An 11,680-nucleotide genomic window follows, 5' to 3' on the forward strand; every position below is an offset into this window, starting at 1 on the left:
GGAGCTACCTGCCGTCTCCCGAAAAGCTTGGCGCCCTACGGACCGCAGAACGCCGACCATCTCCTCTTAGCCGAATATAGCCGGTATCTCGGAGCGTGTGTCGACCGGCGAAATGCGCAGGATCGGTTTCGGGACCCGATGGTGGAAAGTCACCTCAAACCGTGGCGTGTCTTGATCAGCTCCGCTGCCCGTTCGGCGATGACTACGCATGGTGCCATGGTGTTGCCACTCGTAATGCTCGGCATGACCGAGCCGTCCGCGATGCGCAGGCCATCAATGCCGTAGACGCGCAGGGAGCTGTCGACAACAGACATCTCGTCGCGCCCCATCTTTGCGGTGCAGGTTTCGTGGAAGTACGAGCCGGCCGCGTTGCGGACGAAATTCCTGAGGTCGTTGCCGCTGAGCGGGCCGGGCATGACCTCGCGTTTGGCAAGCGGTTTCACCACTGACGAGTTCCCGATTTCCCGGCACAGTGCCACGCAGTACTCGAGAGCCTTCAGGTCCTCCTCGGCACTCAGGAAATTGGCGTTGATCACCGGGGCCGCCAGGGGGTCCGCGTCGGCCAGCCGTACTGATCCACGGCTGACGGGCCGGGCGAGCCCGGGGGCCAGTGTCCAGGCGGAGTCGACTCCGACGGGAACGTCGTACTGGGTGGCCGTCACCTCGCTGGCGCACGGGAATTCGTCCAGCGTCGGCATGAGGTCGGGACCGGGCAGTGACGGGTCGCTCTTGGCGAAGAAGGCGAACTCGGCGGCGTTGCTCCGGGGGGCTTCGGGGACCCGGTACTCCCAGATACAGCCCCCGAGCAAGATGTGGTCCTGGAGATTCTTCCCGACGCCGGGCAGATGCACGACGCCGGGTATGCCGAGGGCTGAGACTTCGGCCAGGTCACCGATGCCGGAGAGCATCAGCAGCTTCGGCGTGTTGATCGCGCCGAGAGAGACGATCACCTCCTCACCCGCGGAGACGCTGTGAAGGCGGCCCCGCTGGACGAACTCCACGCTGGTCACCCGTTTTCCGGACAGCCCGAGCCGCGTCACCTCGGCACACAGCACGATGTCGAGGTTGGGGCGCCCCATGGCCGGATGAAGGTAGGTCGCGGCCATCGAGACCCGGGCGTTGCCCTGATCGACCAGGAGATTGGGAAAGCCGCAGCCGCCGTCGGATTCCATGGGGTCACCGTTGATGTCGGAGACGGCCGGGATGCCGAGCGCGGACGCCGCCTCGACCAGCTTCGGCGCGAGCGGAACCGGGTCCTCGGGGAGGGCGATCCGCAGAGGGCCGCCAGTACCACGCCGGGGATCGGCAGAGCCAGTCCAGTCCTCGATACGGCGGTAGATGTCGAGGACGGACGCATAGGACCAGCCGGGATCGCCACTGTCCTCGGCCCAGGAGTCGAAGTCGTTGCGGTGGCCATGTGCCCAGACGGAAGCGTTGATACTGGAACCGCCGCCCAGCACCTTGCCCATCGGCAGCCGAGGCGTACGACCGTTGAGATGGGGGGAAGCCTGGGCGCGGTACCCCCACTCGCGTTCGCTGCCGATGTTGGAGAGCCAGAGGGTGGAGTCAATGACGGAGGGCACCCGGTCGCTGCCGCCTGCCTCCAACAGCAGGACCTTCACCGTGGGGTCATCGGCCAGCCGTCGGGCGACGACAGACCCCGAGGTGCCCCCGCCGCAGATGATGAAGTCGTACGAGGGACGCAGTACGGCGGTGACGACTTCCCGGTCCACCGTGACGGGACGAATGTGTGCCACGGGTATCGACCGTCCTTTCCACAAAGGGAAGGTCGTCGTTGCATCCCGCAGGGTGATCCACTGCCATGCCGTGTGGCTGATGATCTTCGATGGAGAGACGCAGCGCCCGATCAGCCGAGGCTGTGGACGACCCCACAGCCGGTTGGTCTTCATATCCTATGTCACCGCCCCCGCTTCGGCAGCGCCTGCCACTTGGCGTCGAGCAACGCGTGTACGGCTGCGCGGGCGGCGGCCTCAGCCTATGCGGAGGGAATCTCGTACCGAGCGGCGTGGCGGACTTGCTCCTCGATGTAGCTGGGTGGCGCGACGGCCCTGGCCGACGAGCGGAGTAGTTTCCCCACCCGCTCAGCACGGGGTACTGACCGGCTTGTCCTCACCGGAAGCCGTACGGATTCGCGGCGACACGGGCACGGCGGCTGGCATGGGGGGCAAGGGGGGCGCAGGTTCAAATCCTGTCGTCCCGACGGTGTGACCAGCAGGTTTGCCAGTGATGGCAGACCCGCTGATTGCGTTCGTGTGACACGTGATGGCGACGTGATGACAACCGGTGAACACGAGGGCGGCGCCGCCAGGGCGCCCCTGGCAAGGGGCGCCGAGACAAGGCGCGGCTGCAGTGAGCACGGAGCCGTCTGAGCCCTCACGCCGCCCGCTGTTCTGACGCTCCACCAGGACCGCTGGCCTTGCGGTCGGCGCGTTCCAGGGCCGTGCCGATGGCGGTGACGGCGTCGCGGGCGGCGTGGGGGAGCAGGTGGCCGTAGAGGTTGACGGTGGTGGCCAGCGTCGAGTGGCGCAGGGTCTTGGAGACCACGGCCAGCGGCACCGGTGAGCTGATCATGATGGTGGCGGCGGTGTGCCGCAGATCGTGCACGCCGATCCGCGGCAGCCCGAGCTCGGCGGCGCGCCGGCGCAGCTCGACCAGCACGCCCTGTGGACGCAGCGGCGAGCCGTCCGAGCGGCACAAGACCAGACCTTCCAGCGGCGTGCCCTCCGGCTGGCCGGCTCGGGCGAGCGCGGCCTGGCGCTCCAGGGCGGCGACCACACGCGGGGCTAGGCTCACCCAGTTCCGGCTGGCTTTCGTTTTGGGGTGTCCGAGGGAGAGGCGGTTGTTGTTCACCGCTGTCAGGCTCCAGCGCACCAGCAGCATCCGCTCGGACAGGTGCACATCCGTCCAGTGCAGCCTCAGGGCCTCGCCGCGCCGCATACCGGTGCCCAGCAGCAGCTCGAACAGGTCGTCGATCTGGTCGCGGTAGTGGGCGTGGTTGTGGCGCAGGAAGGCTGCGGCCTGGGTGGGGTTCCAGCAGATCCGCTCCGGGGCGATCGGACGGGGGAGCAGCACGTACCGGCACGGGTTGGCGGGGATCAGGCGGGTGCGTACTGCGTGGCCAAGGGCGCTGGAGAAGGTGGCACCGCTCCGGTAGACGGCGGTGTAGCCGCGGCCGCGGGCGAGCTCGGCCTCGCTCCAGGCGGTGATATGCCGGGCCCGCAGGTCGGTCAGTGCCAGCTGGCCGAAGGACGGGATGAGGTCCGCCTGCACGTGGTCGCGGTAGCGGGCGAAGGTGGTGGGCTTGAGCGTCTTCTCCTTGATGCGCAGCCACTCGGCCAGAAAGGTCGCGAGGGTGACGTCGTGGCTGCACTCCAAGCCGGTGCGCTCCGATTCCAGCGCGCGCTCGAGTGCTGTCTCGGCGGCCTTTCGGGTGGCGAATCCGCTGCGGCAGAGCGGACGGCGCTTGCCGTCGGCGGAGGGAAGTCAACGGCAAAGGCCCATGACCCGTGCTTCGAGCCATCATTAAGTTGGGGGCAGCTGGCACCGTACTGCCGGGCGTCGGGGCGACGGCAGCCGCAACGCCGGTACAGGCGGCCGCGTTTGGGCATGGAGAAGTCACTGTGTTCACCTCCGGTGGGGAGTGTGAGTGCGTGACTCCACCGTGGAGGCGCCGGTGCCTGGCGTATCAGGTGGCTGATCATGGCGTAACCGGGGCGATGCCATCACCCTGCCATCACGTGAGGCTGCTCGAGGCCGTTGACCGGTCGCGAACCCTTTCGGCTGTGGTCGGTGTTTGATGATTGATGTTGGCGAAAATAATGTGTCAAGTGGTTCACTCGCGCTCTGGAAGCGCTGAGCGAGCCCTCCTGTGGTCACGTCATAGAGTGGGCGACTCCATCCATGAAACCCAGGACACGACCACATTCTGAAATCTATATCGAACTCGGGTTCAGTTGGACACATGGGTAGTCGCACACGCCGGAGGGCGGACAGTGGCATCCGGTGCAGCAGCGCCGCCAGGAGCGCCTGATCGTTCGGCGTGAACCGTGGTCGGGCACTGTCGAGTTGGCGTTCGAACACCGTGGTCTGATGACGGAGCGCCAGGAACTCCGCATCCTTGTCCCGGTCGCTCATCGGCAACAGACGCAGCAGCGCGAACGCATTGGTCACGCTCAGGTAGGCCAATCGAAGCAGCACGATCGATCATCATCACGCGTGCACCACCGACTACGCGAGAGCGCCTACTCGAGCGGCGAGGCCGACGACCACCAATCCTGATAGAGCCCTCCGACCAGGGCGGATGACATTCTCGGCAAGCACAGGTGCCGGGTCAGCAGCGTGTCCGGGTGACCAGCCGATGGCGACGTAAAACGGGTGGCAGGTGCTTGGCGAGAGGGGAGAGCGCGGCACGATCAGCCCATGAGAGCCGCGGTCGCTCAACCTGCCGGCGCAGCACAGCGACCTCATGACGAAGCACGAGGATCTCGGCGTTCTTCGCGGTGGTCGATCGGCCCAGCACCGAGGAGGCAGCGCAGTAGTCGGCAGAAGATCAGGCAGAGCAGTCGCAGACCCACGATCACTGATCATGCCCATACTCGGGCGATCGCAAAGCCCCAGGTCAACCACGGTAGGGCAATAAAGACACCCTTCAGGGAAGGCCCCCGCGATAGCGGCGGTCTTCGCCAACGGTGCCATGGCGCACTGCCTCGACTACGACGACCAGACCCCCTGGGGCCAGCACTGTTCCAGCTCGATCATTCCGGCGGTCTTCGCGGTGGCCGAACGACAGGGCGGCGTCCGCGGAGCCGACCTGATCACCGCGGTCGCGGCAGGACAAGACCTGCTCGCATGGCTGCGCCGCAACGTCGGCTGGCGCAAGGACTGGAACCTGTCGATCGTGCTGGGAGTCTACGCCGCTACGGCAGCGGCGGGCCGCGTCATGGGCCTGCCCGGCGAGCGCCTGGCCGACGCCCTGGGCATCGCCAGCATGCAATCCAGCGGCGTCATGGAAGTCGTCGCCGGCACGGGCAGTAACCTACGGGCGATATACGCGGGGTTCCCCGCCAGGGGAGCGGTCACGGCGGCACTGCTGGCGCAGAAGGGCATCACCGGAGTCCCTGACCTCTTCGAAGGCGAACACGGTGTCTTCAGCACATACTTCGGGGGCGACTACGACCGTGAGGCGATCCTCGACGGACTGGGCACGGACTATCAGGGCAGCCAAACGCTCTACAAGCCCTGGCCCGCGGTCGGCACCGCCCACAGTCACGTCCACGCCATCATCGGCCTCATGGCCGACCACCACCTGGTCCCGGACGACATCGACGAGATCCGGGTACATGTCGGCGACTACCACGACCTGATGTGCCGCCCGCTCGATGCACGACGCGCCCCGTCCACACTCGTGGACGCGAAGTTCAGCCTGCCGTTCCTGGTGGCCGTCGCCGCCGTCCGCCGTACCGTGGAGGTGCCGGACTTCCTGCCCACTGGGCTGCGCGATCCGGAGGTGCTGAACACGGCGCGCAAGGTCGTACCCGTACCCGACAAGAGCCTCGACTGGACGATGGAACTCCCCCCAGGCCGAGTCGAGCTGCTGCTCCGGGACGGCCGTTGCGTCTCCCGCACCGGCACCGACGTACCTGGCAGCAGCCACGCCCCCTGACATGGGAGGACATCACCCGCAAATTCGAGGGCTGCGCGGCTGCCGCCGCCACTGCTGTACCCATGGACCGAGTGCGCGCGGCCGTTCGACTGATACGTGCCCTTCACGTGGTGGACGACGCCACGGAAGTGGTCCGCACCCTCGCCCCGGACCGGCGTACCAGCATGCTTCGTCAGTGAGCTTCCGCCCAACCTGAAACCGCAGGTCAAAAGACTGGTGTGACCGGCTCTCGGGGTGCTCGTTCTGGCCGTCGGCGGCAGTCTGCGGAGTAGATCACCTGACGGAGCCGGACGAACTTGAAGAACAGCCGGCCAAGCAGCTGGCGGAAGTACGGGCCGAGCGGGACGAGCTCGCCGCCGCCGAACGGGTCCTAGAACGGATGAGCGAGCAGCTCGCCGAGGAACGCGCCTCTGTTGCGCCGCCGCCCGGACAGGTGGGCGGACGAGCGGTGATGCTGATCCCGCATCGCACACCCGACATAGAGGAGACCATGCCCCCCGCCGGACTGCCAGCGCATTCCTGCTCAGTCCTGTTCCTCGACGATGTTCTTCAGCACGCTCGTCGCTCCCATGCCGTTGGGCCAGCCGGAGTAGAACGCCAGGTGCAGCAGCGCCTCCCGCAGCTCCTCGTCGGTGACACCGTTCTGGCGGGCGAACGCGAGGTGGAACCGCAGCTGGTCCATCTTCCCGAGCGCGGTCAGCGCGGAGACGGTGACGAGGCTGCGGTCGCGCTTGGACAGGCCCTCGCGCTCCCAGACCTCGTCGAAGAGAACCCGGTCGGTGTAATGGACCAGCCCCGGGGCGAAGCCGCCGAAGGCGTTCTTCCCGCCGGTCCAGCCGGTGCCCGTGTTCTCAGCCATGATCTCTCCCTGTCCGCGTCGACGTCCGTCGAGCGCTCTCTCTACGCGCAATGCCAATGACATCGCCGCACATGCCGAGCGAGGGAGACCCCGGTGAGGGGTGTACTGGCAGGGCGTCCCTGACAGCGGCTTCGCGCCTTAGCGTGGAACGCATGGACGCCAGGAACGAAGCACGGGAGTTCCTCATGTCCCGTCGAGCGAACCTCACTCCCGAGCAGACCGGCCTGCCGGTCTCCGGACACCGCAGGGTGGCCGGCCTGCGCCGCGGCGAGGTGGCGATGCTCGCGGACGTGAGCCCGGAGTACTACGCCAAGATCGAGCGCGGCCACCTGGCCGGCGTGTCCGACGCCGTCCTGGAGTCGCTCGCCCGGGCGCTGCAACTGGACGACGCCGAGCGTGAGCACCTCTTCGACCTCGCCCGGGCGGCCAATGGCGCGGCACGGCCCGTGCGCAGGCGCAGGACGAAGACGTGGGTGCCCAGGGTCAGCCTGGCCCGCGCGCTGGACGCCATCGCCCTCGGGCCCGCGTTCTACGACGAGGTGTTCGATGGCCCCGGGCAGGGAAACCTGGCGCGCTACTGCTTCCTCGACGAAACGGCCAAGGCGTTCTACCCCCACTGGGAGGCGGCCGCGGACATCACCGTGTCGATCCTCCGCACCGAAGCCGGCCGGGATCCCCGGGACAAGCAGCTGCACGACCTGATCGGCGAGCTGTCCACGTGCAGCGTCGAATTCCGCACCCGCTGGGGAGCCCACAACGTACGCCGCCACGGATCGCGGGCACCAAGCAGTTCCACCACCACGAGGTCGGCGACCTCACGCTGACCTACGAGGGGATGGAGCTGACCGCCGAGCCCGGCCTGTCCTTCCTCATCTACACCGCGGAGCCCGGCTCGCCCAGCGAGGAGCGCCTGCGACCGCTCGCGAGCCTCGCGGCGACGTCCACCACGGAACCGTCCCGCGGCGGGCACCCGACCACGATCCAAGAAAGCTGACCATGCACACCAGAACACTCGGACACGTGAAGGGTGTCTTTATTGCCGTACGGTGGCTGACCTGGGGCTTTGAGATCTTCCGAGTCTGGGCATGATCATTGATCGTGGGCCTGCGACTGCTCTATCTGATCTTCTACCGGCTACTGGGCTGCCTTCTTCTGCTGGGCCGTTCGTCCGCAGCGAGCAACGCCGAGATCCTGGCGCTTCGTCATGAGGTCGCTGTGCTGCGCCGACAGGTTGAGCGGCCGCGGATCTTGTGGGCCGATCGTGCCGTGCTCTCCGCTCTTGCACGGCACCTGCCGCCCGCTCCACGCCGCCATCGGCTGGTCACCCCCGGCACGCTGCTGACCTGGCACCGCCGTCTGGTGCGCTGGAAAGGGCGCCAAGCACCGGTCAGGCCCGGCCGGCCACCGTTGCCGGACGAGATGGTCGCCCTCATCCAGCGCCTGGCGAGGGAGAACCCGACCTGGGGGTACGTCAGGATCCAAGGCGAGCTGCGACGGCTTGGTCATCGGGTCGCCGCTGCCACGATCCGACGCGTCCTGCGCCGCTCCGGTCTACCGCCCGCACCGCGGCGCGCATCCCAGCAGACCTGGCGTTCCTTCCTGCGCTCCCAGGCCCACACGCTGCTGGCTTGCGACTTCATGCGCGTGGAGACCGTCTTCCTCAAACGTCTCTACGTTTTCTTCGTTATGGAGATCGCCACCCGGCGCGTCCATATCCTGGGCGTCACCGCCCGCCCCACCGGCGTATGGGTCACCCAACTCGCCCGCAACCTGCTCATGGACTTGGAGGACAGAGCCGGGCATTTCCGGTTCCTTATCCGTGACCGGGATAGCAAGTTCACCGCCGCATTCGACGCGGTCTTCGCGTGCAACGGCACAGCCGTCATCCCGACTCCGCCGCAAAGCCCCCGATCAAACGCGTTCGCCGAACGATGGATACGCACAGCCCGCGCCGAATGCACCGACCGCCTCCTCATCACCGGCGAACGACACCTGCGCACGGTCCTCACTGCGTACGCCGAGCACTACAACACCGGGCGGCCCCACCGCAGTCTGGACCTACGCGCCCCGGACGATGACCCGAACATCATCCCTTTACCCGCTGGCACGGTCAGGCGCCGACAGGTACTCGGTGGACTGCTCAACGAGTACCACACCACGCCACTAACACTGCCTCACCAGCCACAGGAAAGGCCCAGCTCAGCAGCTTGATCGGAATATTGACGCCCTTCACGCACCGAAGACACCCCGTCACATCCACGCGCACCAGCCTGCTGTACTGACCGGGCACGTTGATTGAGAACAGGGGACCTGATCGGCAATCACGATGCGGGAGTTGAGTGTCTGTTAGTCAGGTCCCTGGCGAGCTGACTGATGCGTGCGCGGGCCGTCTCAGGGTTGAGCACCTCGATGTGGTCGCCGAACTGAAGAAGCTGACGCACCGACTCGATGTCGGGGTAGCGCACGACGACGACGCACGAGCCTTTTTCCGCGTCGGAGACATGGTGGATGCGGGTGCCGAGGATGCGCCGCGCCAGGTCGAGCCCCTTTTCCGGCAGGCGGATGGTCACGCTCACGCGATCTTGCTCCTCAGTGCGTTTCTTCAACACGGCCCATCTGGTGCGGAGGGTTTCGCCTGGTTGGAGCACGGCTGGTGCGTCTAGCTGTTCGAAGGCCGATAGTCGTTCCAGAGCGAGCAGCCGGCTGTCGCCCTGGTCATCGGCGACGAGATACCAGCGACCTGATTTCGCCACGATCCCGTACGGGTCGACCACCCGTGTCGAGGCCTGGCTCTCGGCGCTGCGCCGGTACAGGATTCGAAGGCGTCGCCGGTGTCGCAGGGTCGAGGCCAGAGCCGATACTTCGACCGCTGCCTCGGGGGCAGCAAACCACGCGGTGCTGTCGACAAGCACCAGGTCAGCCAGCCGCAGCGGGCTCGGCGACTCAGGTGCAGCAGCCTGGCGGGCGGCGATCTTGCGCTCGGCCGACTCCCACACCGCAGTTAGACCCATTCGCTCACGTAGTGCGCTGTCCAAGCCGGCCACGGATAGGGCCTCCAGTTCTGGTGGTTCCAGATGGGATGCGTTGAGCCGTGCACTGGGGAGCAGGACGATCCCGCCGTTCCGCCCACGTTCGGCATAGACGGGCACGCCCGCTGTCGATAGCGCCTCGACGTCCCGCAGCACAGTCCGCCGGGACACCTCAAGACGCGCGGCGAGCTCCGTGGTAGTGAGCCGCTGACGGGTCTGCAGGAGCAGCAGGAGATGCAGGAGCCTTGAAGCCTTCATGCTTACCCATGTTCTCAGAAAAGGTGACAGGTCCCGTCGCGATTGGGTGATCCGCTGGGTGCTGGACCGAGTAATCAACGAGTTGAGGAGCACTCCATGCCCGCACCGAACCTGTTCCTGATCGGCGTCCGCGACGCCGAGGCCGCCACCGCCTTCTACAGCGACCTGTTCGAGATCGAACCGACCTTCACCAGTCCCCACTACGTAGCCTTCGAGGCTGCCCCCAGTGTCCTGTTCGCACTGTGGACGGGCTACAGCGAGCACGCGGTCCCGATCCTCCCTCGTACGACAGAGATCGGACTCATGGTTCCGGGGCCATCGGAGGCGATTGACGAGATCTTCAAGAGGTGGGCCTCGAAGGGGGTCCACGTTGTGCAGGAGCCGCATGATGCTGTCTTCGGCCGCACGTTCGTGATTACGGACCCTGACGGCAACCTCATCCGAGTCTCCCCGGTCGACTGACCTGCACTATCCCTCCCCGCATATCTCCAAGCTGAAGGGCCGGCCACACACCATGGCCGGCCTTTCAGCCTGTCCAGGAGCTCAGAAATGTCGCATTCGAACGCGGCCCTCACCCCGCGCCACCGGCTGAAAGTCGCTCGACTCGTCGCTGACGACGGCTGGCCAGTCAGCGAAGTCGCGGCCCGCTTCCAGGTGTCCTGGCCGACCGTGAAGCGCTGGGTCGATCGCTACCTCGCAGGCGAGTCCATGCAGGACCGATCCTCACGACCGCGGAGCTCTCCTGCCAAGACACCCAAGACCGTGACGAAGAGGTGCGTCAGCCTGCGACTACGTCTGCGGGAAGGGCCGGTCCAGCTCGCTGCGAGACTCAATATCGCCCCGTCGACAGTGCATCGAATCCTGCGATCGGCCCGCCTGAACCGACTCGCCTACGTCGACCGTGAGACCGGTGAGCCCGTCCGCCGGTATGAGCACGACCAACCGGGATCACTGGTGCACGTGGACGTGAAGAAGCTCGGGAACATCCCCGACGGTGGCGGCTGGCGCTACGTCGGCCGCCACCAAGGCGAGAAGCACCGCGCCGCGACGCAGAGCAAGTCACGCAACGCCTACGGCGGCCCGAAGGTCGGATACGCATTCGTGCACACCGTCATCGACGACCACTCCCGCGTCGCCTACACCGAGGTCCACGACGACGAAACAGCCGTCACCGCCGTCGGCTTCCTGCACCGGGCTGTCGACTGGTTCGCTGACCGTGGCGTCACCATTGAGAGGGTCCTGTCGGACAACGGCGGCGCGTACCGCTCGTACCTGTGGCGCGACAACTGCGAAGCGCTTTCGATCACCTCGAAGTTCACGCGCCCTTACCGCCCGCAGACGAACGGGAAGGTCGAGCGCTTCCACCGCACCATGGCCGATGGCTGGGCCTACGCCCGCTGCTACACCAGCGAGCAAGAACGACGCGACGCACTGGCCGGTTGGCTCCACCAGTACAACCACCACCGGCCCCACACCGCGTGCGACAACCAGCCGCCATTCTCACGATTGATCAACGTGCCCGGTCAGTACACCTAGCCGCAGCGATGAAGTCGACTGCGAACCTGGTTGACGAGTCTGTCGGTGGCTTTGTCGCTGAGAGCTGGGTTCTGGCACGGATCTTGGGGAGTGGTCACGGCGGGCGATGTCGCTGTTCGAATCGAGGCAGGGCACGGCAGTCGCGGTTCGCCGCCGTGCCCGCCCCCCTTGGACCGCCTGGCTCAGCCCAGCGCGTCCATCAGGGCGGTGACATAGCTTGGCGTTTAACGTCGCAGGTCACTCGACCTGCTGAGATCCCAGGGAACCGGGGGCATGTGACGCGGCCGTTCTTCACGCTTCGAGATGTCGAGTAAC

The 11,680-nt window shown here is 66.6% G+C and carries 9 protein-coding genes and 2 pseudogenes; 7 read left to right on the top strand and 4 right to left on the bottom strand.

The window, feature by feature from the left end; genetic code table 11:
• Positions 1-149: 149 nt before the first annotated feature.
• Positions 150-1,757, bottom strand: coding sequence for a GMC family oxidoreductase N-terminal domain-containing protein (locus tag ACFZCY_RS38425; RefSeq protein ID WP_391184364.1), 1,608 nt, complete (start codon positions 1,755-1,757; stop codon positions 150-152).
• Positions 1,758-2,394: 637 nt separating this feature from the next.
• Positions 2,395-3,396, bottom strand: coding sequence for a tyrosine-type recombinase/integrase (locus tag ACFZCY_RS38430; RefSeq protein ID WP_391184367.1), 1,002 nt, complete (start codon positions 3,394-3,396; stop codon positions 2,395-2,397).
• Between the two features lie 627 nt (positions 3,397-4,023).
• Here ACFZCY_RS38430 and ACFZCY_RS38435 point away from each other — a divergent pair.
• The 3 genes and pseudogenes from ACFZCY_RS38435 (at position 4,024) to ACFZCY_RS38445 (ending at position 5,683) form a co-directional block, all read left to right on the top strand.
• Entirely contained in the window at positions 4,024-4,299 is a 276-nt protein-coding gene (locus tag ACFZCY_RS38435) for a hypothetical protein (protein WP_391184369.1), read from the top strand.
• Between the two features lie 385 nt (positions 4,300-4,684).
• Positions 4,685-5,179, top strand: a pseudogene (locus ACFZCY_RS38440) (MmgE/PrpD family protein); the annotation flags it as partial.
• A gap of 39 nt (positions 5,180-5,218) precedes the next feature.
• On the top strand, positions 5,219-5,683 hold the full coding sequence (locus ACFZCY_RS38445; RefSeq protein WP_391184566.1) for a hypothetical protein: 465 nt from the start codon (positions 5,219-5,221) through the stop codon (positions 5,681-5,683).
• Between the two features lie 523 nt (positions 5,684-6,206).
• Here ACFZCY_RS38445 and ACFZCY_RS38450 read toward each other — a convergent pair.
• Positions 6,207-6,542, bottom strand: a complete 336-nt coding sequence (locus ACFZCY_RS38450; RefSeq protein ID WP_391184372.1) for a carboxymuconolactone decarboxylase family protein — start codon at positions 6,540-6,542, stop codon at positions 6,207-6,209.
• A gap of 152 nt (positions 6,543-6,694) precedes the next feature.
• Between ACFZCY_RS38450 and ACFZCY_RS38455 the strand changes: the two are divergent.
• Positions 6,695-7,536 (top strand): annotated as a pseudogene (locus tag ACFZCY_RS38455) (helix-turn-helix transcriptional regulator).
• 104 nt (positions 7,537-7,640) lie between these two features.
• A complete protein-coding gene (locus tag ACFZCY_RS38460) occupies positions 7,641-8,753 on the top strand; it encodes an integrase core domain-containing protein (protein WP_391184375.1) in 1,113 nt (370 codons plus the stop codon).
• Positions 8,754-8,863: 110 nt separating this feature from the next.
• Here ACFZCY_RS38460 and ACFZCY_RS38465 read toward each other — a convergent pair whose 3' ends face one another.
• The gene (locus tag ACFZCY_RS38465) at positions 8,864-9,829 is read right to left on the bottom strand and encodes a WYL domain-containing protein (RefSeq protein WP_391184378.1); all 966 of its coding nucleotides are present in this window, start codon (positions 9,827-9,829) and stop codon (positions 8,864-8,866) included.
• Positions 9,830-9,925: 96 nt separating this feature from the next.
• Between ACFZCY_RS38465 and ACFZCY_RS38470 the strand changes: the two genes are divergently transcribed.
• Both ACFZCY_RS38470 and ACFZCY_RS38475 read left to right on the top strand, forming a co-directional pair.
• Positions 9,926-10,291 (top strand): VOC family protein, encoded by a 366-nt coding sequence (locus tag ACFZCY_RS38470; RefSeq protein WP_391184381.1) that lies wholly within the window; start codon positions 9,926-9,928, stop codon positions 10,289-10,291.
• An 87-nt stretch (positions 10,292-10,378) separates the two neighbouring features.
• A complete protein-coding gene (locus tag ACFZCY_RS38475; protein WP_391184385.1) occupies positions 10,379-11,365 on the top strand; it encodes an IS481 family transposase in 987 nt (328 codons plus the stop codon).
• The last annotated feature ends 315 nt before the right edge of the window (positions 11,366-11,680 follow it).

It is taken from the genome of Streptomyces sp. NPDC007983 (assembly GCF_042958345.1).
Classification (GTDB): domain Bacteria; phylum Actinomycetota; class Actinomycetes; order Streptomycetales; family Streptomycetaceae; genus Streptomyces.

Coding starts and splice junctions, on each gene's coding strand:
- ACFZCY_RS38450 (WP_391184372.1), bottom strand. CDS start 6,542: ATGGCTGAGAACACGGGCACCGGCTGGACCGGCGGGAAGAACGCCTTC.
- ACFZCY_RS38465 (WP_391184378.1), bottom strand. CDS start 9,829: ATGAAGGCTTCAAGGCTCCTGCATCTCCTGCTGCTCCTGCAGACCCGT.
- ACFZCY_RS38470 (WP_391184381.1), top strand. CDS start 9,926: ATGCCCGCACCGAACCTGTTCCTGATCGGCGTCCGCGACGCCGAGGCC.
- ACFZCY_RS38475 (WP_391184385.1), top strand. CDS start 10,379: ATGTCGCATTCGAACGCGGCCCTCACCCCGCGCCACCGGCTGAAAGTC.